Origin of the sequence: Nonomuraea sp. NPDC048881 (assembly GCF_040649795.1) — a bacterium.
Lineage (GTDB): Bacteria > Actinomycetota > Actinomycetes > Streptosporangiales > Streptosporangiaceae > Nonomuraea.
The window spans coordinates 176,926-198,218 of record NZ_JBEZGC010000015.1 but is presented as its reverse complement, the minus strand read 5'-3'; the positions used below and the strand labels follow the sequence as shown (position 1 = coordinate 198,218).

Annotated in this window: 25 protein-coding genes and 1 pseudogene; 21 read left to right on the top strand and 5 right to left on the bottom strand. The window is 73.0% G+C overall.

Translation table 11 applies throughout. The features are described from left to right. Positions 1-83: 83 nt before the first annotated feature. The 7 genes from AB0C33_RS38905 to AB0C33_RS38875 all read left to right on the top strand — a co-directional run bounded on the left by AB0C33_RS38905 (position 84) and on the right by AB0C33_RS38875 (position 6,010). On the top strand, positions 84-914 hold the full coding sequence (locus AB0C33_RS38905; RefSeq protein ID WP_358297281.1) for a patatin-like phospholipase family protein: 831 nt from the start codon (positions 84-86) through the stop codon (positions 912-914). A 53-nt stretch (positions 915-967) separates the two neighbouring features. Further along, positions 968-1,492 (top strand): sigma-70 family RNA polymerase sigma factor, encoded by a 525-nt coding sequence (locus AB0C33_RS38900; RefSeq protein ID WP_358297279.1) that lies wholly within the window; start codon positions 968-970, stop codon positions 1,490-1,492. Continuing rightward, positions 1,489-2,682: a hypothetical protein gene (locus AB0C33_RS38895; protein WP_358297276.1), complete on the top strand. Its 1,194-nt coding sequence runs from the start codon at positions 1,489-1,491 to the stop codon at positions 2,680-2,682. The genes AB0C33_RS38900 and AB0C33_RS38895 overlap by 4 nt, the downstream gene beginning before the upstream one ends. Before the next feature lie 94 nt (positions 2,683-2,776). Further along, entirely contained in the window at positions 2,777-3,286 is a 510-nt protein-coding gene (locus tag AB0C33_RS38890; RefSeq protein ID WP_358297274.1) for a SigE family RNA polymerase sigma factor, read from the top strand. Further along, positions 3,283-4,455 (top strand): hypothetical protein, encoded by a 1,173-nt coding sequence (locus AB0C33_RS38885; RefSeq protein WP_358297272.1) that lies wholly within the window; start codon positions 3,283-3,285, stop codon positions 4,453-4,455. The genes AB0C33_RS38890 and AB0C33_RS38885 overlap by 4 nt, the downstream gene beginning before the upstream one ends. Positions 4,456-4,548: 93 nt before the next feature. Next, positions 4,549-5,184 (top strand): TetR family transcriptional regulator, encoded by a 636-nt coding sequence (locus AB0C33_RS38880; RefSeq protein WP_358297269.1) that lies wholly within the window; start codon positions 4,549-4,551, stop codon positions 5,182-5,184. 4 nt (positions 5,185-5,188) lie between these two features. Further along, positions 5,189-6,010 (top strand): class I SAM-dependent methyltransferase, encoded by an 822-nt coding sequence (locus tag AB0C33_RS38875; RefSeq protein ID WP_358297266.1) that lies wholly within the window; start codon positions 5,189-5,191, stop codon positions 6,008-6,010. On the opposite strand, the gene AB0C33_RS38870 is transcribed toward AB0C33_RS38875, so the two are convergent. Beyond that, complete coding sequence (locus AB0C33_RS38870; protein ID WP_358297263.1) at positions 5,998-6,279, bottom strand: hypothetical protein; 282 nt, start codon at positions 6,277-6,279, stop codon at positions 5,998-6,000. The two genes, AB0C33_RS38875 and AB0C33_RS38870, sit on opposite strands and share 13 nt — an antisense overlap. Then, positions 6,270-6,491: an IclR family transcriptional regulator C-terminal domain-containing protein gene (locus AB0C33_RS38865; RefSeq protein WP_358297260.1), complete on the bottom strand. Its 222-nt coding sequence runs from the start codon at positions 6,489-6,491 to the stop codon at positions 6,270-6,272. The genes AB0C33_RS38870 and AB0C33_RS38865 overlap by 10 nt, the downstream gene beginning before the upstream one ends. A gap of 18 nt (positions 6,492-6,509) precedes the next feature. On the opposite strand from AB0C33_RS38865, the gene AB0C33_RS38860 reads away from it, so the two are divergent. The 3 genes from AB0C33_RS38860 to AB0C33_RS38850 all read left to right on the top strand — a co-directional run bounded on the left by AB0C33_RS38860 (position 6,510) and on the right by AB0C33_RS38850 (position 10,237). Beyond that, positions 6,510-7,490, top strand: coding sequence for a Gfo/Idh/MocA family oxidoreductase (locus AB0C33_RS38860; protein WP_358297258.1), 981 nt, complete (start codon positions 6,510-6,512; stop codon positions 7,488-7,490). Positions 7,491-7,521: 31 nt separating this feature from the next. Then, the gene (locus AB0C33_RS38855) at positions 7,522-8,379 is read left to right on the top strand and encodes a fumarylacetoacetate hydrolase family protein (RefSeq protein WP_358297256.1); all 858 of its coding nucleotides are present in this window, start codon (positions 7,522-7,524) and stop codon (positions 8,377-8,379) included. Positions 8,380-8,494: 115 nt separating this feature from the next. After that, positions 8,495-10,237 carry a leucine-rich repeat domain-containing protein gene (locus AB0C33_RS38850; protein WP_358297254.1) on the top strand — a complete coding sequence of 581 codons (1,743 nt, stop codon included), beginning with the start codon at positions 8,495-8,497 and terminating at the stop codon, positions 10,235-10,237. Positions 10,238-10,300: 63 nt separating this feature from the next. On the opposite strand, the pseudogene AB0C33_RS38845 reads toward AB0C33_RS38850, so the two are convergent. Together AB0C33_RS38845 and AB0C33_RS38840 are read right to left on the bottom strand one after the other, a co-directional pair. Next, positions 10,301-10,441, bottom strand: a pseudogene (locus tag AB0C33_RS38845) (IS5/IS1182 family transposase); the annotation flags it as partial. Between the two features lie 146 nt (positions 10,442-10,587). Next, a complete protein-coding gene (locus AB0C33_RS38840) occupies positions 10,588-10,836 on the bottom strand; it encodes a heavy metal-associated domain-containing protein (RefSeq protein ID WP_352360044.1) in 249 nt (82 codons plus the stop codon). 149 nt (positions 10,837-10,985) lie between these two features. On the opposite strand from AB0C33_RS38840, the gene AB0C33_RS38835 reads away from it, so the two are divergent. The 9 genes from AB0C33_RS38835 (at position 10,986) to AB0C33_RS38795 (ending at position 18,447) form a co-directional block, all read left to right on the top strand. Beyond that, on the top strand, positions 10,986-11,936 hold the full coding sequence (locus AB0C33_RS38835; protein WP_358297251.1) for a helix-turn-helix transcriptional regulator: 951 nt from the start codon (positions 10,986-10,988) through the stop codon (positions 11,934-11,936). 83 nt (positions 11,937-12,019) lie between these two features. Further along, positions 12,020-12,373 carry a GntR family transcriptional regulator gene (locus tag AB0C33_RS38830; protein ID WP_352360048.1) on the top strand — a complete coding sequence of 118 codons (354 nt, stop codon included), beginning with the start codon at positions 12,020-12,022 and terminating at the stop codon, positions 12,371-12,373. After that, positions 12,370-13,344: a hypothetical protein gene (locus AB0C33_RS38825; protein WP_358297248.1), complete on the top strand. Its 975-nt coding sequence runs from the start codon at positions 12,370-12,372 to the stop codon at positions 13,342-13,344. The genes AB0C33_RS38830 and AB0C33_RS38825 overlap by 4 nt, the downstream gene beginning before the upstream one ends. A 220-nt stretch (positions 13,345-13,564) precedes the next feature. Next, on the top strand, positions 13,565-14,794 hold the full coding sequence (locus AB0C33_RS38820; RefSeq protein ID WP_358297246.1) for a cytochrome P450: 1,230 nt from the start codon (positions 13,565-13,567) through the stop codon (positions 14,792-14,794). 176 nt (positions 14,795-14,970) lie between these two features. Continuing rightward, complete coding sequence (locus AB0C33_RS38815) at positions 14,971-15,747, top strand: methyltransferase domain-containing protein (RefSeq protein WP_358297243.1); 777 nt, start codon at positions 14,971-14,973, stop codon at positions 15,745-15,747. 19 nt (positions 15,748-15,766) lie between these two features. Next, positions 15,767-16,585, top strand: coding sequence for an alpha/beta hydrolase (locus AB0C33_RS38810; protein WP_358297240.1), 819 nt, complete (start codon positions 15,767-15,769; stop codon positions 16,583-16,585). Continuing rightward, entirely contained in the window at positions 16,582-17,055 is a 474-nt protein-coding gene (locus AB0C33_RS38805; protein WP_358297237.1) for an HTH domain-containing protein, read from the top strand. Before AB0C33_RS38810 ends, AB0C33_RS38805 begins: the two co-directional genes overlap by 4 nt. Positions 17,056-17,091: 36 nt before the next feature. Continuing rightward, complete coding sequence (locus AB0C33_RS38800; protein WP_358297234.1) at positions 17,092-18,189, top strand: serine/threonine protein phosphatase; 1,098 nt, start codon at positions 17,092-17,094, stop codon at positions 18,187-18,189. Between the two features lie 57 nt (positions 18,190-18,246). Next, entirely contained in the window at positions 18,247-18,447 is a 201-nt protein-coding gene (locus AB0C33_RS38795) for a hypothetical protein (RefSeq protein ID WP_358297231.1), read from the top strand. Positions 18,448-18,505: 58 nt separating this feature from the next. Here AB0C33_RS38795 and AB0C33_RS38790 read toward each other — a convergent pair whose 3' ends face one another. After that, positions 18,506-19,204 carry a MarR family transcriptional regulator gene (locus AB0C33_RS38790; RefSeq protein WP_358297228.1) on the bottom strand — a complete coding sequence of 233 codons (699 nt, stop codon included), beginning with the start codon at positions 19,202-19,204 and terminating at the stop codon, positions 18,506-18,508. A 227-nt stretch (positions 19,205-19,431) separates the two neighbouring features. Here AB0C33_RS38790 and AB0C33_RS38785 point away from each other — a divergent pair, with 227 nt between their 5' ends. Both AB0C33_RS38785 and AB0C33_RS38780 read left to right on the top strand, forming a co-directional pair. Beyond that, positions 19,432-20,604: a serine hydrolase domain-containing protein gene (locus AB0C33_RS38785; RefSeq protein WP_358297226.1), complete on the top strand. Its 1,173-nt coding sequence runs from the start codon at positions 19,432-19,434 to the stop codon at positions 20,602-20,604. A 69-nt stretch (positions 20,605-20,673) separates the two neighbouring features. Further along, the gene (locus AB0C33_RS38780) at positions 20,674-21,096 is read left to right on the top strand and encodes a spore-associated protein A (protein ID WP_358297223.1); all 423 of its coding nucleotides are present in this window, start codon (positions 20,674-20,676) and stop codon (positions 21,094-21,096) included. The last annotated feature ends 197 nt before the right edge of the window (positions 21,097-21,293 follow it).

Here is a 21,293-nt window from a genome sequence, read left to right as displayed (position 1 = left end):
CCGGCCGATTGTCCGGCAGCCCCCCGCACCGGTCCGGACAATCGGCACGACCCGCGCCGGACGCCGCCTTGTAGCATCGGGGCATGATCTTCACAGCGAGCACCGCCGACGTCGCCGTCGTCCTGGGGCCGGGCGGTCCGGTGGGCACGGCCTGGCTGCTCGGCCTGGCGGCGGGCCTGCGCGCGGCGGGCGTGGAGCTCGCGGACGCCGATCTGCTCGTCGGCACCTCGGCGGGCGCGATCGCCGCCGCCGCCCTGGCCGCCGGACGCGACCTGGACGAGCTCGCCGACCTGCCGCCCGCGCCCCCGGACCGGCGGGTCGGGGACCCGACCGTGATGCCGCGCGTCCTGCAGATCCTCAACGCGCCCGGCGCCGACCCGCGCGAGGCGCTGCGCCAGGCCGGCGCGCTCGCCCTGGAGGCGGACGCGCTGCCGGAGGAAGACCATCTGACCGCCATGCGCCGGCTCGTCGGCACCGGCTCCTGGCCCGGCCGGCCGCTGCTGATCACCGCCGTGGACGTCGTCAGCGGCGAGCCGGTGGTCTGGAGCGGCCACAGCGGCGTCCCGCTGTCCGCCGCCGTCGCCGCCAGCAGCGCCGCCCCCGGCCACGCCGTCCCGATCACCGTCGGCGCACGCCGGTACATGGACGGCGCGCTCGGCGGCGGGTCCAACGTGCACCTCGCCGCGGGCGCGGGCGCGATCGTCCTCGTCGAGCCGCTCGGGCACCTGTTCCCGGGCCCGGCGGTCGAGCGGGGCGTGCGGATCCTGCCCGACCAGGCGGCGCTGGAGGCGTTCGGGCCGGACCTCGGCGACCGGAGCCGGTGGGGGCGGGTGTACCTGGCGGGACGCCGCCAGTCCGCCGGGCTCGCCGAGCTGGTCGGGCCGTACCTGCCGGGCCGCTCCGCCCCGGCCTGAACCGGGGCGTGCCCGGCACGCAGCGGATCGGGGCGGGCGCGCGTTCCCTATGCATGAATGTTGAGATCGTCGCCCGCGCGTCCCCGCCGCCGGCCGGCGCCGCCGACGCGGTGGTGGCCGGTTTGTACCGGGAGCACCGGCTCGCCCTCGTCCGCCTGGCCCTGCTGCTCGTGGGCGATCGGGAGAGCGCGGAGGACGTCGTCCAGGACGTCTTCTCCAGGTTGCACGGCAAGAGCCCGGCCACGCTCACCCTGTCCTACGTGCGGGTCTGCGTGCTGAACGCCGCGCGCTCGCTGCTGCGCAGGCGGAGTGTCGCCGCCCGGGCGTTCCTGCGGCGGCGGGACGAGCCGGTGGACTCGGCCGAGGCGATCGCACTGCTGGGCGAGTCGCGGCAGGAGATGCTCGCGGCGCTCGGCCGGTTGCCCCGGCGGCAGCGCGAGGTTCTCGTCCTGCGTTACTACCTCGACCTGTCCGACGCCGACATCGCCGAGGCGACGCGCCTGCGGCAGAGCACGGTACGGTCCACCGCCTCCAGAGCCCTGGAGCGGCTTGAGCGCGAGCTGGGAGGCCGGGCATGACCACGATCGAGGACCGGCTCAGGGACGCGATGGCGGCCAGGGCCGAGACGGTTCAGGACGACGGGCGGCCGCGGGTCGCGCCGTCGCCGCGCAGGCGGGCGACGACGGCCCGATGGTGGTGGGCGCCGGTGGCGGTGGCGACCGCGACCGCCGCCGTGGTGGGCGTCACCGTCCTGGGGACCCGGACGATCGGCTCCGCGCCGCCGTCCGCCGCGGCCCCGCCCGCGGCGGGCGCCGGCCGCCTGTCGCCGCCGGTCGAGCAGGTGTGGCCGGGCGCGGTGCACGAGATCCCGGCGACGGGCCCCGGCGGCCGGGTCTTCGTGCCGGACGTGTTCGTCGCCGACCGGGTGGTGGCCGGCCGGGGGCTCACCGGGAACCGGCTCGACGGCATCTGGTCGTACGACCTCGACAAGCGCGTGTTCACCCAGGTCGCGCAGTTGCGGGACGTCAAGGTCGCGAACGAGCCGCTGGTCTTCGGCGACGGCTACCTGGCGTGGTCGGCGCTCCGGGACGACCGGTCGGAGATCTGGGCGGTGCCCGTCACCGGGGGCGTCCCGCAGCGGATCGCGGCGCTGCGGGCCGTGCTGTCCAGCGACAACGCCTACACCGGGCTCAAGAAGCTGGCCATCGCCGGCGGCATGGCCGTGTGGTCGCCCGCCGACGGCGGCGTCTACCGGGCCCCGCTCAAGGGCGGGAACGTGTCCCTGGTCAGCGGGACGAAGGGCTTCTACCTGGTCGAGTGGCCCTGGGCCGGATGGCCGGCGCACGACCCGACGGTCGACCATCCCGTCGCCCGGCCCCTGGAGCACCTGAAGAACGTGCTCACCGGCCGGTCCAGGAACGCGGTCCCGGCCAAGAAACGCTCGTCGTGGGCCGACTGCGGCCCGGTGTGGTGCCTCGACAGGACGACGGCCTGGCGGCGCGACGGGACGGACCGCCGCGACCTGCCCGGGAACGCCACGGGAACGCTGATCTCCGGCCGCTTCGTCCTGCTCAACCAGGGGGACGCCGGCGGCCGCGCCCTGGCCCTGCACGACGTCGCCACGAAGCGCACCGGCCGGCTCTTCCCCGTGCCGACGCGCAGGGGCGACAAGGCCCCGCCCACCTTGCACGTCGAGAAGGAACTGGTCTGGTTCCGGACGGCGCAGGGCACCCAGGTGGTGATCGACCTGAAGGCGGCCGGCCGCTGACCGGGGGCCGCCCGAGAATCGTCCGGCCGGACAGGCATAGCGGGAGTGCCCCGCGCGCGTCTCAGGGGTGTCATTCACACGTTTGGAGGTGGTCGTGGACCCTGCGGACGAGCAAGGCTTCCGCGAGTTCGTCTCTGTGCGCTCTCCTGCCCTGATGCGGCTCGGGTTCATGCTCAGCGGCGGCGACCAGCACGCGGCCGAGGATCTCGTGCAGGCCGCGCTGGCCAAGCTGGCGGCCCGATGGCGGCAGGTGGACGCCCCCGAGGCGTACGTCCGGCAGATCATGTACCGGCAGCAGGTGAACTGGTGGCGCGCGATCGGGCGGCGCGGCGAGGTGGTCCAGGCCGAGCCGCCCGACCGGCCGGGGGCCGACGGCACGCACCAGAGCGACCTGCGCATGGTGCTGCGCGCCGCCCTGGCCCGGCTCACCCCGAGGCAGCGTGCCGTGCTGGTGCTGCGCTACTTCGAGGACCTGCCGGAGGACCGGATCGCCGCCATGCTGTCCTGCTCGGTCGGCACGGTGCGGAGCACCACGTTCCGGTCGCTCGCCCGGCTGCGGCAGATCGCCCCGGAACTGGCTGCGGAACTGGAGGTCACCACATGAACCGGCTGCTTCGCGACACCATGGAGGAGTGGGCCGACGAGGTGCGGCTGCCGCACGACCTCGCCGACCGGGCGCTACGGCGGCGTGCCCGGCCGCCGGTCATGGCGGTGGTGCTGGCCGCCGGGATGGCCGTCGTCGTGGCGGTGCTGGCCGTCGGGCTGCACGGCCGGAGCACGACGGTGCGCCCGGCGAACGGGGTCACCGTGCCCGTTCGTCCGTCGGTGACGTCCACGGACGTGCGGGCCGACGTCGAGAACGCGCCGCCGAAGAGGTTCGTGGCGGCGGGGGACGTGGCCGTCTCCGCCTACTTCACCACCTGGCTGGAGAAGACGCCCGGCGGCGGCGAGCGCGTGCGGCGCACCTGGCACCTGTACGACCCCCGCTCCGACGGCTACGAGAGGACGCCGTGGGCCTGGCTGGACGTGGCGCCGGGGCTCCAGCTCGCGGCGGTGCTCCAGGGCGAGCGGATCGGCAGGCGGGTGGGGATCGTCGACATGAACACCCGGCAGGCCCTGGCCTGGATCGACCTGGAGCACGACGTCGGCTCGCTGGTCTGGTCGCCGGACGGCACCAGGGTGCTGGCCACGGCGTACTCGCAGTATCCGGAGCAGAGCCGCAAGCAGGTGGGCAAGGACTCCTACACCGTCGAGGAGTTCGTCCAGCCCCGGATCGGCTTCTACGTCATCGACGTCGCCACCGGCCAGGCCGCCTACCACCCGCTGCCGTCGCTGGACCGCGACGGCAAACCCGGGAACATGAACGCGCGCCAGGACCTCGGCTGGAGCCTGGACGGGTCCATGCTCTGGGAGCCCACCGACACCATGCCCGACAGGTTGTGGCTCGGCCTCGACGGCGCCCGCCGGGACGGCCCGGCCGGCGACCGGTACATCGACTACTCGGGCTGGTCGAAGGTCTCGCCCGACGGCAGGCTGACGCTGGACCGCGACCTGCCGCCCTCGGTGCCCGGCCGGCAGCTGGTGCTGCAGCACCTGGCCTGGGCCGACAACGAGAACGTGGTGGTGCTGGGCTGCGCGGGCACGTGCAAGAACGAGTTCGACAACGGCCTGGCGCTGGCGAGCGCCGACGGCGAGCGGATGATCCAGCTCACCGGCAGCCGCGACCGCGGCGGCGAGGAGAGCTGGCAGTGGGTGCTCACCCGCCGGAACTAGGCCCGGCGCACGCCCCGAGCCCCGTGCCGTCTCCGGCACGGGGCTTTCCCGTGCCGCTTGCCAGACACTGAACATGTGTTTAGTGTACTGAACATGTGTTCAGACCTGACCGCTCAGGCCAAGATCCGCAACGCGGCCATCGCGCACTTCGCCCGTGACGGCTTCGCCAGGACCAACCTGCGCGCCGTGGCGGCGACCGCCGGGGTGAGCCCCGCCCTGGTCATCCACCACTTCGGCAGCAAGGAGAAGCTCCGGAGCGCCTGCGACGAGCACGTCCTGGGCATCCTGGTCCGGCGGGCCGGCGGCGCCCGCCCGAGCGGCATGCAGGACCTCTTCCGCGAGTACCTGTCCAACCCGGAGGAGTACCGCCTCCAGGTGCGGTACATGCTGCGCGCGATCGAGGAGGACACACCGGCCGCGGCCACGTTCGTCGAGACGCTGGTGGAGGAGTCGGAGCGGGTCCTGCGGGCCGGGATCGCCGACGGCTCGATGCGGCCGTACTCCGACGTGCGGGCGCTGGCGGTGCTGACCGTGCTCAACAGCGTGGCCACGCTGACCATGCCGCCGTCGCTGGCGCGCGCGCTGGGCCACGAGCAGTTCGGGCCCGACGTGCTGCGCCGCCTCGCGCTGCCCACGCTGGAGCTCTACACCCACGGGCTGTTCACCGACGACGCCGCCCTCAAGGCGGCCCGGGCCGCCCTCGACCACTCACCCCAGGAAGAGGACTGACGCGATGACCATCCCCCTCCCCGACCTCACCCCGCTGGAGAACACGCTCTGGCTCACCCTGGCCGGCAAGGCGCTCGACTACCGGGCCGAGCACCCGATCCTGCGCGACCGGACGGCCTGCGACCTGGCCGCGAAGCTCGACCTCGACACCGCCCGGTTCAAGCTCTCCGCCAGCCCGGTCGTGGGCATCGCCCACCGGTCCCTGGTCATGGACGACATCGTGCGGCGGTTCGTCGCCGGCCGTCCCGACGCGGTGGGGCTCGACCTCGGCGCCGGGCTCGACACCCGCGTCCACCGCGTCGATCCGCCACCCACCGTCGACTGGTACGACGTCGACCTGCCCGGCGTGGCCGAGACCCGGCGCCTGCTGCTGCCGGAGCGTCCGCACGCCCACGTCATCGGCCGCGACCTCAACGACCCCAGCTGGCTGGACGAGGTGCCCTGCGACCGTCCGGCCGTGATCGTCGCCGACGGCCTGATCGGGTTCCTGTCGCGGGAGGAGCTGGCCGGCCTCCTCGACCGGCTCATCCGCCACTTCCCCGCGGGCGAGATCTGCTTCAACGGCTACACGAGGTTCCACGTGTGGGCGGCCAGGAAGTACCCCGGCACACGATCCGTCGCGCCCTTCCTGAAGTCGCCCGGATTCGACACGCCGCAGGACATCGAGCGCCTGGAGCCCCGGCTGAAGCTGGTGCGCGAGATCTTCCTGACCCGCGAGCCCGAGGTCGCCGGCTACCCGTGGACGACCCGGCTGGCGAGCCGGCTCACCTCCTGGAGCACGTCCCTGTCCCGCAAGGGCACCGCCGTCCAGCACTACCGCTTCTGAGGGACGGGCTCGGCCCGGCGGATCAGGCGCCTGCCCAGCCGCTGCGCCGGCGCCTCCACCCACCGCCACGTCAGCGCGCACAGACCGAGCAGCGCCGCGCACACCGCGGCCAGGAGCGTCAGCCGCGCCGCGAGCGGCACGCCCGACGGCATCGCGCGGCGGCGCAGCGTCATCGCGACGGCGAAGGTCAGCCAGGCCGCCACGGTCGCCATCTGCGTCCCGAGCTCGGCGCGCGCCGGCCACAACCCCGCCAGCGGGATCAGCGCCACCCAGCGGAGATGCCGGTGATCGAGCTCTCCGGCCTCGACGCGGCCAGGTACTGCCCGAGCTGCGGGATCCGCGCGTCGGACAGGCGGCTGGACGGGCCGGAGATGCCGGCCGCGCCGATCAGGGAGCCGCGGATCCGCACCGGCACCGCGACGCACCGAACGCCGTCGAAGGTCTCGGCATCGCGGGTCTCGGGCTGATCTCGAAGACGCACGCGGCGGCCTACCAGCGCATGTCCGACGTGGTCGACCTGGTGGCCGGCTGCGACGTCGACCCCGGGGCGGCGTCGGCCTTCACCGCCGAGTTCGGCGCCAAGACCTACACCGGCCTCCAGGACCTGATCGACGACCCGCGGGTCGACGTGGTGGACCTGATCCTCCCCCACCACCTGCACCACGACGCCGCGATGGCGGTGCTGGACGCCGGCAAGCACCTGATCCTGGAGAAGCCCGTCGCGCCGACGTACGAGCAGTCGGTGGCCATCCAGCGCCGGGCGGCCGAGGCCGGCGTGCACTTCATGGTCGCGGAGAACAGCCGGTACATCGCGGCCTACCAGGCCGTGCACCGGCTGCTGAGCGAGGGCGCCATCGGCGAGGTCATCCACGCCAGGACGTACCTGCGCTCCAACGAGAAGGCCCACCTGTCGATGCCCGGCTACTGGCGGACCCAGTACAAGCTCGGCGGCGGCCTGGTCATGGACACCGGCGCGCACTCGTTCTACCTGCTCAAGTGGCTGCTCGGCGAGTTCGAGGAGCTGACCGGCGTCTCCAGGAAGGTGTTCCCGCTCGACAACGAGATCGAGGACACCGCCGAGGTGTACGGCCGCATGCGCAGCGGCGCCCACTTCTCGTGCGGCTTCACCTCCGTGTCGGAGGTCCCCCACAGCGAGCGCCTGGAGCTCTACGGCACCGAAGGGGGCATCCTGGTGGACCAGATGTCCGACCCGGTGGTCAAGATCTTCCGCGGCCAGCACGACTACCAGGGCGAGGCGGTCGCCGGCGTGCCCTTCGGCCCCGACGCCTGGCACCCCGGCGGCTGGCACTACGAGTCCGTCATCACCGAGGTCACCGACCACGTGCGCGCCCTGGTGGAGGGACGCCCGCCGCTGATCGACTCCGGCGACACCGTGTACGCCATGCGCGTCGTCGAGGCCGCCTACGAGTCCATCCAGTCCGGGAAGACCGTCACCGTCCCGGCCGGCGCGCAGCTCTGATCCGCCCCCACAGCAGAATCTGGACCTTCCCATGAGACTCATGCGCATCGGCGCCGCCGGCGCCGAACGTCCGGTCGTCGCGATCGACGACGAGACCTACATCGACGTGTCCGACGTGGTCGCCGACTTCGACGGCTCCTTCTTCGCCGCCGGCCTGGACGGGCTCGCCGCGACCGTCGCCGACCGGGTGGCCGCCGGCGCGGCCCGCCGCTTCGCCGGTGAACGCGTCGGCGCGCCGATCGCCCGTCCGCACCAGATCCTGTGCGTCGGTCTCAACTACGCCGACCACGCCGCCGAGTCGGGCCAGGAGCCGCCGGCCGAGCCGATCGTGTTCACCAAGGCGCCGAACACGCTGGTCGGGCCCGACGACGACGTGCACATCCCGCGCGGCTCCGCGGCCACCGACTGGGAGGTGGAGCTCGGCGTCGTGATCGGCGCCCGGGCCCACTACCTGGACAGCGACGAGGAGGCGCGCGCCGCCATCGCGGGATACGTGCTGGTCAACGACGTCAGCGAGCGCGACTTCCAGCTGCGCCACGGCGGCCAGTGGGTCAAGGGCAAGTCGGCCCCGACGTTCAACCCGTGCGGCCCCTGGCTGGTCACGCCGGACGAGCTGGGCGAGGTGTCCGGCCTGGGCATGTGGCTCGACGTCAACGGGCGGCGCCGTCAGACCGGCTCGACGGCCCACATGTTGTTCGACCCCGTCTTCGTCGTGCGTTACCTGAACCGGTTCATGGCGCTCGAACCCGGCGACCTGATCAACACCGGCACGCCCGCGGGCGTCGGCATGGGCGTCGACCCGCCCGTCTACCTGCGGCCGGGCGACCGGATGGAGCTCGGCATCGACGGCCTGGGCCGCCAGACGCAGTCCGTCGTGGCCGCCCCCTGACCGGCCGGGGGGCGGCCCGCCCCGAAGTCCGGACGGGCCGCCCCCCGGCCGGCAGCCTCACGACGGAGCTGGACTTCCCGTAGGGCTGTCACAGCGCGGACCTATGCTCGTCGCCATGTCGATATCCGCCACCCCCGCGTCCCTGTCCTACGCCGACGCCGACGCCCGTCTGAGCGGCGCGTTGTCCGCCGCGTTCGAGAGTGAAGGAGAGTCGTCCGACCATGACGGCGTGCTGTTCTTCGACGGCGATCTCGCGGTCGACGGTGACTTCCTGGACGCCGTCAATGCCCTGCGAAGCGGGGACGACGAGGACGACGTCGAGCTGATCGTGATCACCGGCAATCTGACGGTCAACGGCCCGATCGCGCTCTATGATGACCAGCCCGGACTCTACGTCGGCGGTCGCACCGAGGCCGAGACCCTGGAGGCCGGCGACTGCGAGATCTACATCCACGACGGCGCCTTCACGCACCTCGTCCACGGCTGTGACAACCACGGCTCGCTACGGACCGGGACCGTCGAGACCCCTTGGGTGATCGACTCCGGACACGCCATGGACGTGCACGCCGTCGGCGGGCGCTGGGTGGACAACCTCGGCGACGTCAAGAACGCCGACTACGCCAAGCCGGGCATCGTCGAGGCGTTCGTGCCCGAGGTCGTCGACGCGGAGGACCGCTGTCTGGACGTCGATGCGTTCCTGGACCGGCTGCGGGCCGGGCTGCCGGTCCTGCGGCCCGGAGCCCGGACGGCGGCCGAGTCGGCCGAAGCCGACGTGTCCCGGTCCCGGGCCGACCGAGTGGAGCACCTCGACCTGACCGGTCGCAAGCTCAAGGAGTTTCCCGCCGAGGTGCTCCAGATGCCGTGGCTTCGTACCCTGATCCTGGACGGCAACCCGATCGGCGAGCTGCCCGAGGCGCTCGGGACGCTCACCCGGCTGGAGCACCTGTCGGTGCGCAACTGCGAGCTGACCGCCCTGCCGGAATCGATCGGCGACCTGGCCGCGCTCCGGGTGCTGTGCGTCGCCGGCAACCGGGACACGGACCTGGACACGGTCGAGTTCACCCTGCCGGCCGCCATCGGCCGGCTCACCGCCCTGGAAGAACTCGACATCTCCTACCTGTCCGTCTCCGTCGACACGGAGTCGGGGTCGGAGTGGAACCTGCCGGAGGTGACGCGGTTCGTCCTGCCGGACGCCTTCGGCGACCTGGTCGCGCTGCGCAAGCTGGTCGCCGACGGGACCGACGTCGTGTTCCCCGACTCCGCGCACGGGCTGGCCGCCGTCGAGGAGGTGTCCATGACCGGCGGGAGCCACTACTTCCTGCGGACCTTCCCCGAGGCCGTCACCACCTTCCCGAACCTGCGCCGGCTCGACCTGAGCGGCAACTCCTTCGACACCGTCCCCGACAGCCTGCTGCGGTTGACCCGCCTCGAAGAGCTCGACCTCGGCGACAGCCTCGGTCTGCTGCGCGACCCGCTGCCCGACCTCGGCCGCCTGCCCGCGCTGCGGGTCCTCGGCTTCGGCGGAGACAGCCGCCGCGCCGGCACACCCCTGCCGTCGCACGATTTCCTGCGGGAGCTGTTCGCCATGGAGCTGCCCGGACTGGAGGAGCTCCGGATCAGCCGGTGGCAGCGGAACACCAAGCGCCTGAAGCTCAAGCCCGAGCACTTCGCCGGGATCGGGACGTTTCGTCGGCTGCGGATCGTCGACCTGAGGTTCAATCAGCTCAACGACCTGCCGGCGGATTTCGACACGCTCCCCGATCTGGCGGTGGCCAACCTGTACGGCAACCTGTTCCCCGGGGCCGTCCGCGACCGGATCACCGCCGCACACCCGACCGCCCAGATCGACTTCGAGTAGGCGCGGCCCGCACCCGATCCGGGCGGAAGCGGTGACGACCAGGGACGACAGGCGCTGTCCGGGTTCGCAGGCCAGATGAACCTCACAGGTCAGGCCGCCGCGGGAGCGGCCCAGGCCGTGGTCGGCCGATTCGATGTCCACCCCGCCCGGCGTCTCCTTCGGGGCTGCGCCGTCGCGGCGGGCGCCGGCGGCGTGCTGATGGGCCCCGGCTGATCGTGGAGTCCACCGTCTGCCGCCACCGGCAACAACGGCTCCAGCACCGCCCACCGCCCATCACTCAAGTCCCCACGCGCCACACCGAGATCATCCCGGTGCAGCGCGATCAACGCGACAGGGTTCTCCAACACGCTCTAGGAACGCCAGCCGGGCAAGCGGTCGGTCTCGCAGCCGGCGTCCTCGATGGCCGCCACGATGAAACTCTCCTCGACCGGGCCCTCGGTGAGCACGCTCACCCGGCCGGCCGCCAGGTTCACGTCCACGCCCACCACCCCCGGGATCAGGGCCAGCTCCCGCTTCACCGCCTCCACGCACGTGGCGCAGCTCCCGGTGTTCAGGTCGGGGATGCCGTAGGTGACGAGGCTGTGGACAAGGGTGATCATAAGGTCCTCCGAAGTGCCGTACAGGGGTTGGGTATGGGGTCCGTTTCACCACGCCGTACCCTTTTCTGAGCTTGCCGCAAGGAGAGCGGCGACGACAGCGGATACGACTTCCCCTTCCCGCCATGGCGGGAAGCGGACAGGAGAGGGACGTGAGCGACGAGGCCACCGCCAGGCGGGTGTACACGCGGATGCGCCGGCACCGGGAGTCGTTCGGCGCGGCGGCCGCCGGGCTGGGGCTGCGCGGCGCCGAGGTCGAGCGGGCCCGCGACCGGCTGACCAGGCTCGGCCTGCTCAACCCCGGCGCCGAGATCGCCGTCGACGCGATGGCGGCGCTCAACCGCATGCTGCTCGGCGGCGAGGAGCTGCTCGGGATGCTCGCCGAGCAGCGGGCGGCCTCCAGGGAGCTCACCGAGCACTACCTGCGCCTGGACGGCGACCCCCTGGACGCCCGCGTCGAGTTCTTCCCCCGGTCCAACGTGGAGGCCCTGCGCGTGAAGCTGCGGGCGGCGACGGACCTGGCCCGCGAGGAGGTCATGGGCATGCACATGCCGCACGCCTGGGAGCCGGATCGGCTGCGGGACTCCCGCGCCGAGGACGTGCGGGCGGTGGCCCGCGGCGTACGGGTGCGCATCATGCACGCCCAGAGCCAGCTGGCTCAGCCGGCGATGCGCGAGCACGTCCAGGGCATGCTGGAGGGCGGGGTCGAGGTGCGCACCATGCCGTTCGTCCCGGTACGGCTGATCATGCTGGACCGCGAGCTGGCCGTGGCCGAGGTGATGCCCGGCGACCTCATGGCGGGTGCGATGCTCATCGAGGGACGCGGGCTGGTCGCCTCCTACGCCGCGCTGTTCGACTACTGCTGGATGACCGCCTCCGAACCGGGCGACGTGCCCAGGGCGGCCGACGGCGAAGAGCTCAACGACCAGCAGCGGGCGGTGCTGCGCCTGCTGGCCACGGGCGCCAAGGACGACGCCATCGCCCGTGCCCTTGGCGTCTCGAACCGCACGGTGACCAGGGTGGTGGCCGAGCTGACCGCCCAGCTCGGCGCCGACAGCCGCTTCCAGGCGGGCGTCCGCGCCGCCAAGCTCGGCTGGATCTGAGCCGGGAAGGCCCTCTCTCCCCCGATCCGCGCGCCGGGCGGATCGGGCTTGTGAAACTCGCATTGTTCTATCAGGATTAGAACATGCTCTATCGCGTCGACCCGAGCAGCAGCACGCCGTTGAGCGAGCAGATCGCCGGATGCGTCCGCCGCGGCATCGCCGACGGGCTGCTGACCCCCGGCGACCGGCTGCCCTCCGGCCGCGACCTGGCCTCCTCGCTGGAGGTCAACATGCACACCGTGCTGCGCGCCTACGCCGACCTGCGCGACGAAGGACTGATAGAGCTGCGTCCCGGCCGCGGCGCCACCGTCACCAGGACGAACCCGCGCGAGCGGGCACAGCTCGTGCAGACCGTCCGGCACCTTGTCACCGTGGCCCGCCGCGCGGGCCTGAACCGCGACGAACTGATGTCGCTGGTGGGGAAGGAATTCACATGATCGGTAAGGTCCGATGGCTGACGGGCGCGGTCGCCCTGCCCGCGACGGTTCTGGGCGGCGCCGTGCTGACCGTGCTCGCCTGGCGTCAACGGCTGCCCGCCGCGTTACCCGGCCGGAGCGGCGCGGCCCACGGCTCCACCGTCACGGTCGAGCAGTTGTCCACCCTGCTGCTCGGCGTCCCGGCGGCCGTCTGGCTGGCCGGGCTGGCCGGGTTCGTCCTGGCCGGTCGCGCGCCGGCCTCGCGCGCCCATGCGATCCGGACGGCGATCCTGGTCGCGGTCGTCACGATCGCCGTCGCGCCGGCCACGTCCCTGCTGGTCATCCTGCACGCGGCACTCGACGCGCCCACCGCGGCCCAGGCGGCCGCGCCCTCGCCGGCGGTGATGGGCGTGCTCGTCCCCGTGGTCACGCTCGCCGGCGCGCTCGCCGCCTTCCTGCTGGCCGGCCGCCGCACCCCCGCCGGCCGGGCCACCGGCGCCCCCGCCCCCGACGCTCCCCGGCTGCCGCTGCGCGGCCAGGAGAAGGTCTCCTGGCAGGAACGGCGCGTCATCCGGGCCGTCGACCTGGGCGTGGCCGCTCTCACGCTGACCGGGGCGGCCATGACGGCGGCGCTGGTGCTCACCGTCGGCCCCGCGGGCTGGGCCGGGGCCGCCGTCGTGGTCGTCGCCGTGGTGCTGCTGCCGATGCGCTCCTACCGGCTGGCCATCGACGAGCGCGCGGTGACCGTCGCGCTCGGCCCGATCAGCCGGGAGGTCGCGGTCGGCAGCGTGCGCCGGGCCGACGCGGTCGACGTCCCGGCGGATCGGTGGCTGCTGAACGGAGCCCTGCACGGCGCCGGGGCGGGCATGTTGCTGCTGCCCGGGCCCGCGCTGGCCCTGCGCCTGGCCGACGGCACCGACTTCCTGGTGTCCTGCCGCGACGCCCCCACCGCCGCCGGCCTGATCAACAGCCTGCGCGACCAGGCCGCCTGAGCGCCCGGGGCCGGCACGCCGGTGACATTGGTCAATGTGATCACGCTGATCCCATTGATCACTCGGCCACCGGCGTGCCGGGACCCGGCCTATACACTGCCGCTGTTCCTGGTTTTCGTGGCGCCCGGCCCGTCGCGGCCGTGCGGCACCGTTCTCCTGGGGGGCGCACCTGCGCCGCCTGCGTGTACACCCGATTCACGGATGGCATGGGGCAGGTGGGATGACGACGGTCGGGAAACCGGATCGGGTCGTGCCCGAACAGGGGCGGCCGTGGCCGCTGGGCGCGGCGCGGCACTACCGCCGCGATCCGCTGGGGTTCGTGGAGCGGGCGGCGGCCGAGCGCGGGCCGGTGTTCCGCCTGCCCGACGACGGGTCGCTGTGCGTGGCCGACCCGGCGCAGGCCCTGCGCATCCTGCACGACGAGGCGGGCGACTACGACGACGTGTCCGGGTTCTTCCACGTCGGCGGCGGGCTGCTCGGGCCGCGGGCGACGCAGGTGGCGATCGGCCGGGCGGCCCGCACGACGTTGCGCGCCCACGTGGCCGCCCGGCGCGAGCGGCTGCCCGCCGTCGTGGCGGAGCTGGGCGAGGTCAGCGAGTGGCCGTCGGCCGGGCGGGCCGCCGTGCACCGGTTCCTGGCCGACGCCCTGCTACGGCCGGACAGCCCGCCCGCCCTGCGGGAGCTGATGGCGCACGTCGTGCGGCGCGAGGTGCTGATCCGTCCCGCCGGCCGGCTCGCGCGGTTGTCGCGGCGCGCCCTGTGGGCCCGCGTGGTGCGGACGCTCGCCGCCGAGGCCCGCGCCCGGCGGAGCGATCCGGGGAGCGATCCGGGGAGCGATCCGGGGAGCGATCCGGGGAGCGAGGCGCGGCCCGGCGACCTGCTGGACGCCGTCCTGGGCGCCACCCCGCCCGAGACGCCCCACGAGCACGTGGCGCAGGTGTACCTGCTGCTCTTCCGCACCTCGATCGCGCCGGTGGGGCACGCGGTGGCCTGGGCGCTGCTGTCGGCGGCGGCCCACGGGGTCGACCTGGCCGCCGTGCCGCCCGAGTCGGCCGTCCGCGAGTCGCTGCGGCTGTGGCCGGTGGCCTGGCTGCTCGGCCGCCCGGTGCGCAGGGCCCACCAGGTCGGCGGCGTGCCGCTGGAGCCGGGCGACAGCGTGTCCGTCTGCCCCTACCTGCTCCATCGCGACGAGCGGCACTGGCCGCGGGCCACCACGTTCCGCCCCGGCCGCTGGGACGGTCCCGAGCCGCGCGGCCCCTACCTGCCCTTCGGCGGCGGCCCGTTCACCTGCGCCGGAGCGGGCGTCGCCCAGGCGCTGGCCACCGACCTGCTGGCCGCCCTGACCGACGGCGCCCGCCTGGAGGTGCGCGGCGGCGCCGGGCGGCCGCACGTCGAGGGCATCATCACGCCCCCGCCCTTCCAGCTGCGCCGCACGCCACGCCAGACCTGACCACCAGCGGTTCGTCGAGGAAGGAGGTGATCTCCCATGAGGAAGCTGCTGCGCCGCGTCACCGGCCGCCGGGTCAACCGGCAGGCCTGGTACATCTGGTAACCGAGTCCGAGCGACCGCGCCGGGCCGAGGGCCCGGCGCGGTCACCAGGCCCGCCGGCCGTTCAGGAGGCACGCATGTCGCATGTCGAGGAGACCCTGGCGGCCTACGAAGGCGTCGCCGCCCGCTACGACGAGCTGAACGCGCGGATGGACACCGAGGCGCTGGTGGACCGCTTCGCCGAGGCGGTGGAGCGGCACGGCAACGGGGGGCGGCGGCTGCTGGACGCCGGTTGCGGCACCGGCCGCAGCAGCACGGCGTTCAAGAAGCGGGGATTCGCGGTGACCGGCTACGACCTGTCCCCGGCGATGGTGGCGGCCGCGCGGCGGCGGCCGGGCGCCGACGGCATCCCGTTCCTGGTCGGATCACTCCTGCGCCCTCCGCCGGAACTGTCCGGCTTCGACGTGGTCGCCTGCGTGGACGTGCCCCTGACGTACCTGACGAGCGCCGGCCAATTGCGGCAGGCGCTGGCGGCGGCGCGTGACCGGCTCGCCCCGGGCGGGCTGGTGGTCTTCGACCTGAACACCATCGGCTACTACCGGCGCACGTTCGGCGTCCCGGTGGTCGCCGACCGCGGTGACCGGTACGTGGCCTGGTTCGCGCACTCGCCGCGGATCGAGGCCGACGAGATCGTGATCACCCAGTTCGACCTGTTCGAACGGGCCGGGGCGGGCTGGGAGCGGCTGTCGATGCGGCACGTGCAGCGCCACCACTCCGACCGCACGGTACGCCGGGCCGCCGAGCTGGCCGGGCTGCGCGTGGTGGCCGCGCACGGTCTGGTGGGCACCTCGGTGCGCGACCCGGCCGACGAGGAGGCCCACGACCGCATCCTGTACGTCGCCCGCCCCGCCTGACGTTCGCTATATTCAGAATATGGTGAATCTACCGTCCGTCCTCTCCCTGCGGGGTTGCGACCTGCGTTACGCCGACAGCGGGGGCGGCGGCGTGCCGGTGGTGTTCTCGCACGGCGCCGGGGCCGACCACGTGATGTTCGACGCCCAGGCCCGCCACCTGCGGGCCCGGGGGTACCGCGTGGTCACCTGGGACCTGCGCGGTCACGGCCTCTCCCGCCCGGCCGGCGGGTGCTTCACCGCCGAGCAGGCGATCGCCGACCTGTGCGCGCTGGTCGAGCACCTGGCGCTGGACCGGCCGGTGCTCGTGGGGCAGTCCCTCGGCGGCAATCTCAGCCAGGCCGTCGTGCGGCGGCATCCCGGCCTCGCCCGCGCCCTGGTCGTCATCGGCGCCACGCCGAACACGGCGTCGTTGTCCTGGCGGGACCGCCTGCTGCTGAGGGCGGCCGCGCCGATGCTGATGATGATCCCCGCCGGAAGGCTTCCGCGGCTGATGGCCGACGCCTCCGCGACCACCCGAGCCGCCAGGGACGACGCCCGGCGGGCCTTCGGCCAGGTGCCGAAGAAGGAGTTCGTGCAGGTGTGGCGAGCCACCGTCGAGTTCCTCTCCCCCGACCCCGGCTACCGCACGCCGGTGCCCCTGTGCCTGATCCGCGGCGGACGTGACACCACCGGCGACATCGCCTCGGCCATGCCCAATTGGGCCCGCGCCGAAGGCGTCGAGGAGGTCGTCGTCCCCGGGGCGGGCCACATCGCCAACCAGGACGACCCGCAGGCGGTCAACGAGGCGATCGACGCGTTCCTGTGCACGCTCCCGGCGCCGGGGCGGGCGCGGCGATGAGCGCGCGGCACACGTTCGTCACCTCGGTGGGCGACCTGCTGGCCTCGTGGAACCTGCCGCACGCGACCGGGCGCGTCTACGGGCTGCTGCTCCTCGCCGAGGAGCCGATCTCGCTCGACACCATCGCCGCCGAGCTGGAGCTGAGCAAGGGGGCGGTGAGCACCGCGGTACGGCAGCTCGACTCCTGGGGGCTGGCCAAGGTGATCCCGCAGCCGGGCAGCCGGCGGCTCCTGGTGGAGGCCACCGGGGGGATCGAGTCGCTGCTGGAGGCCAGCCAGGCGCGGGCCAGGACCCTGATCGCCGCCCTGCGCGAAGGCGAGGCCCTGGTGAACGCCGGGCCCGCGCAGGAGCGGCTGCAGGACGTGATCGGGTTGTTCGCCGGTTATGTCGACGTCGGCGGGCAGCTGCTGGCCAGGCACCGGGAGCGACGCCCAGGATCCGACACTGCGCGGCCCTCCTCCGCCGGGTAGGGTCTGCCCCACGAAGTCGATCAAGGGGGACCGGCGGTGGAACTGCCAGACACGCGCCTGGACATGTCCCGGGGCGAGCGGGCCCGCAGATACGGCGACGTCGCGAGCGCGCTGGCGTTGCACAGCGACCGGCAGCTCGGCCAGGCGCTGGAGCAGGCGCGGGTTGTGGGCGCGGGCATCGGCGGCACGTCGGTGCTGCTGGACGTCGAGGGCGTGCCGGTCTTCGCCAAGCGCATCCCGCTGACCGACCTGGAACGCCGGCCGGCCAACGTGATGTCCACCGCGAACCTGTTCGGGCTGCCGCCGTTCTGCCAGTACGGGGTCGCCGCCATCGGCACGCCCGGCTTCGGCGCGTGGCGGGAGCTCGCCGCCGCCGCCATGACGACCGGCTGGGTGCTGGCCGGGCACAGCGCCGCCTTCCCGCTGCTGTACCACTGGCGGGTGCTGCCGGGCGCGCCGCCGCCGGCCGCCGAGCACGCCGACGTCGAGGCGGCCGTGGAGTACTGGGACGGGTCGCCCGCGGTACGGGAGCGCCTGCACGCCCTCGCCCGCGCCTCGGCCGGCATCGTGCTGTTCCAGGAGTTCATCCCCCACGACCTGAACCACTGGCTCGCCGCCCAGGTCGCCGCCGGCCAGGAGGCGGCGACGGCGGCGGCCGCCATGCTGGAGTCGTGCCTGCCGCGCGACGTGGCGTTCATGAACGGCCGGCACCTGATGCACTTCGACGGCCACTTCGGCAACATCCTGACCGACGGCGAACGCCTCTACCTGGCCGACCTGGGGCTGGCGACCTCCTCCCGGTTCGACCTGGCCAAGCCGGAGATCGAGTTCCTGGAGCGCAACCGCACCCACGACACCGCGTACGCGCTGGCGCGGCTGGTCAACTGGATCGTCACCGATGTCTGCGGGGTGCGGTCGCCGAACGGCGCCGTCGAGGAGCGCAACGCGTACATCCGCGCGTGCGCCGAGGGCGCGGACCCCGCCGGCGCGCCCCCGGCCGTGGCTCCGACGATCCGCCGGTACGCTCCCGTGGCGGCGGCCGTGAACGACTTCCACTGGCACCTGTGGGGCACCAGCAGGACGACGCCCTATCCGAGCGAGAAGATCGAACGCGCCCTGAGCGCGATGCGCTGACGACCGGGGCCGAGGTCGCTGGTGACGACCCGGCCACCGGTGTCATACCGTCACATCATGGACGAGCACCGCCAGAGCATCCCCGACGTTCTCCGCCCCGTACGGGACGCCGCCGCGGCCCTGGGCGAAGACCTCACCGACCTGGGCGACGCGCTGCGGGCGTTGCGACGGGTCGAGGTGGAGGTGGAACTGGCGACCGATCTGCTGATGCGGCAGTCCAACGCGAAGGCGAACCAGGCCCGGCAGGAGACGTCCTGACCGGCCCGGCGAAGACGCCGCCGCGCTGTCGCCTGTCCCGCCCCGATGCGGCCGCCGCTCAGCCCCGGCCGGACGCCTGCTTGGCGGCGTACGCCTGCCGCCACTCCTCGGCCGCCTGCAGCATGGCGTGGCCGACGTGGTCGAAGAAGTCGCCGATGTCCTGCAGCCGGGTCCCGGCGGGCGAGGCGGCTCCGAGCATCGCCGCGCCTTGGCGGGCGACGTCGGCCAGCAGCGCGTTCTGGCGGGCGCTGGCCGTCCAGCCGCGGAACCAGGCCTCGGCGTCGATGACGTAACGGTCGCGCCGCCGGCGCGGGTCGCGGTCGCGCCGGATCAGCTCCTGCCGTTCGAGCTCGCCGATCGCCTTGGAGACCGAGGCGGGGCTGACCTGGAGCCTGCGGGTGAGCTCGGCCGCGGTGAGGCTGCCGCTGTCGGTGAGGTAGAGGCTGGCCAGGACGCGGGCGGTCATCCGCGACAACCCGGTGCCGATCATCACCGCGATGAACTCCTCCTCCAGATCGGTGACCGCCTTGCGGTCGCGCGTCCCGGAGGCCGCCGGACGTCTGCGGGCGCGGTCGCGGGTGGCCTGGTGCGCCTGGTCGGCCTGGTAGCCGTCGGGGCCGCCGTTGCGGGCCACCTCGCGCGTGACGGTGGACAGCGGCCGGTTCAGGCGGGCGGCGATCTCGGTCTGGGTCAGCCCTTCGGCCAGCCCCTCGGCGATCTGCCGGCGGTCCTGCTGGGTCAGCCTGCCTCCGGGCATCGGCGGCCCCTTCCTGGTCGTACGCGCAACGGACGGCCGCAGTCTTGCATTCGCCGCCATCTCATTGCAACTCAACCGACTTGCGTTCATCATCATGCCATTGCAATTAACGCTAAATACCTGATGAACAAGCACTTTTCAGTTGACGATTTCGCGAATGCAAGTTAGCTTTTCCGTTGTCGCGAACGTCAAGAATCGCGCCGCCCACCTCTAGACAAGGAACCGACGTGACCGCATCCCAGTCCGCAAAAGCGGCGGTGCTCACCGCCGCGACCCTGGCCGCCACGGCCCTGCCCGCCGCCGCGTCCCCCGCTCCCGGACATGCCGGGGTGCAGCAGGTGCTCGACCGGACGGTGGCCGCCAAGCTCGCGCCCGGCATGGTCGCCGACGTCCGCGACGGCCGCCGCTCCTGGTTCGGCTCGGCGGGCGTGTCCGACACCGGGACCGGACGCGAACGCCGGCAGAACGAGCGGTTCCGCATCGGCAGCACCTCCAAGGCGTTCACCGCCACCGTGGTGCTCAAGCTCGCGGCCGAGGGAAAGCTGAGCCTCGACGACACCCTGGACAGGCACCTGCCCGGCCTGTTCGACGGCAGCGCCTACGAACCCGGCAAGATCACCATCAGGCAGCTGCTCAACCAGACCAGCGGCATCTTCGCCTACACCGACGACGAGAAGTTCGTCGGCACGGGCGGCGGCGAGGAGTGGTTCAAGCACCGCTTCGACACCTACACCCCCGAGCAACTGGTGAGGATCGCTCTGGCCCACCCGCCCACCGGCGAGCCGGGCCGGCGTTTCAAGTACTCCAACACCAACTACATCCTGGCCGCGATGATCGTCGAGAAGGCGACCGGCCGGACGTTCGAGCAGGAACTCGACCGGACCGTCATCCGCCCCCTGAGGCTGAACGGCACCTCCCTGCCCGGCGCCGACCCCGGGATCCGGGGCCCGCACCCCGTGCACTACTCCATCCTGTTCTCCCGCGACCCGCAGCCCACCGTCTACGACGCCACCCGGATGAGCCAGTCCTTCGCCTGGGCCGCCGGCGGCCTGATCTCCACCACCACCGACCTCAACCGCTTCTTCGCCGCCCTGTTCGGCGGGCGCGTCCTGCCGGGCGCGCAGTTGCGGGAGATGCTCACGACCGTCTCCACCGAGGGAGCCGGCTGGATCCCCGACACCCGGTACGGCCTGGGCGTCTTCGAACAGAAGCTGCCCTGCGGCGCCAGTGTGTGGGGCAACGGCGGCGCCACGTACGGGTCGTGGAACTACAGCATGGGCACCCGCGACGGCAAGCACCGCCTCACCACGCAGGTCAACGGCGACTGGGCGCCCCTGAGCGTCTTCAACGACGCCCTGGCCGCCGAGTTCTGCCCCTCCCCCGCCGCTAATGGATCTTGAGGCATTCGAACATATGGTAAAAAAGGGAGTTAGATCATGACCGAAATGCCAGCAGATTGAAGGATGCCTGTGCTCAGGAAGACCCTCACGGCCGCCGCGTTCACCCTCGTCGCCGCCACCTCCCTCATGGCGATCCCGACGGCCGCCAGCGCGGACGTCTACTGCGGCGACGGCTACAAGGTCGTCCACCAGAGCGAGATGCACAACTACACCAAGGTCTGGGGGACGGTGTACCTGACCTACAACAGCAGCACCGGCAAGAACTGCGTGACGGTCGTCAAGAGCAACTACGTCGGCACCAGCACCTGGACCAACGTCACGCTCACCGTCCAGGGCGGTAGCAGCTACGGCGTGAGCGAGACCGTCAAGTACTACGGCGGCCCGGTCTACGCCGGCGCCAAGGGCGCCTGCGTGAAGTACTCGGCCGTCATCGAGGCCCCCAGCGGCGCCCGCGCCATCGGCGGACGCTCCACGTGGGGCAACTGCGGCTGACCCGAACGGACCCGATCCGTCCACGCGGAGGGTAGGGGGGCGAGGAAGTAGGCGGGCTGGTGTTGAAGTTGCGATCAGGGTTTCCCGCCGCGTACTGGTCAACGCTGGCGACCGCCTCCCGCCAGTCGGCGCGTAGTGTCGCCGCCGAGCTCCGCCACGACCTTGCCACCCGGATCGGCTCTCCGGCCTGGCGGTCT

Coding starts and splice junctions, on each gene's coding strand:
- AB0C33_RS38905 (WP_358297281.1), top strand. CDS start 84: ATGATCTTCACAGCGAGCACCGCCGACGTCGCCGTCGTCCTGGGGCCG.
- AB0C33_RS38900 (WP_358297279.1), top strand. CDS start 968: ATGAATGTTGAGATCGTCGCCCGCGCGTCCCCGCCGCCGGCCGGCGCC.
- AB0C33_RS38895 (WP_358297276.1), top strand. CDS start 1,489: ATGACCACGATCGAGGACCGGCTCAGGGACGCGATGGCGGCCAGGGCC.
- AB0C33_RS38885 (WP_358297272.1), top strand. CDS start 3,283: ATGAACCGGCTGCTTCGCGACACCATGGAGGAGTGGGCCGACGAGGTG.
- AB0C33_RS38880 (WP_358297269.1), top strand. CDS start 4,549: ATGTGTTCAGACCTGACCGCTCAGGCCAAGATCCGCAACGCGGCCATC.
- AB0C33_RS38875 (WP_358297266.1), top strand. CDS start 5,189: ATGACCATCCCCCTCCCCGACCTCACCCCGCTGGAGAACACGCTCTGG.
- AB0C33_RS38860 (WP_358297258.1), top strand. CDS start 6,510: ATGTCCGACGTGGTCGACCTGGTGGCCGGCTGCGACGTCGACCCCGGG.
- AB0C33_RS38855 (WP_358297256.1), top strand. CDS start 7,522: ATGAGACTCATGCGCATCGGCGCCGCCGGCGCCGAACGTCCGGTCGTC.
- AB0C33_RS38850 (WP_358297254.1), top strand. CDS start 8,495: ATGTCGATATCCGCCACCCCCGCGTCCCTGTCCTACGCCGACGCCGAC.
- AB0C33_RS38840 (WP_352360044.1), bottom strand. CDS start 10,836: ATGATCACCCTTGTCCACAGCCTCGTCACCTACGGCATCCCCGACCTG.
- AB0C33_RS38830 (WP_352360048.1), top strand. CDS start 12,020: ATGCTCTATCGCGTCGACCCGAGCAGCAGCACGCCGTTGAGCGAGCAG.
- AB0C33_RS38825 (WP_358297248.1), top strand. CDS start 12,370: ATGATCGGTAAGGTCCGATGGCTGACGGGCGCGGTCGCCCTGCCCGCG.
- AB0C33_RS38820 (WP_358297246.1), top strand. CDS start 13,565: ATGACGACGGTCGGGAAACCGGATCGGGTCGTGCCCGAACAGGGGCGG.
- AB0C33_RS38815 (WP_358297243.1), top strand. CDS start 14,971: ATGTCGCATGTCGAGGAGACCCTGGCGGCCTACGAAGGCGTCGCCGCC.
- AB0C33_RS38810 (WP_358297240.1), top strand. CDS start 15,767: ATGGTGAATCTACCGTCCGTCCTCTCCCTGCGGGGTTGCGACCTGCGT.
- AB0C33_RS38805 (WP_358297237.1), top strand. CDS start 16,582: ATGAGCGCGCGGCACACGTTCGTCACCTCGGTGGGCGACCTGCTGGCC.
- AB0C33_RS38795 (WP_358297231.1), top strand. CDS start 18,247: ATGGACGAGCACCGCCAGAGCATCCCCGACGTTCTCCGCCCCGTACGG.
- AB0C33_RS38790 (WP_358297228.1), bottom strand. CDS start 19,204: ATGCCCGGAGGCAGGCTGACCCAGCAGGACCGCCGGCAGATCGCCGAG.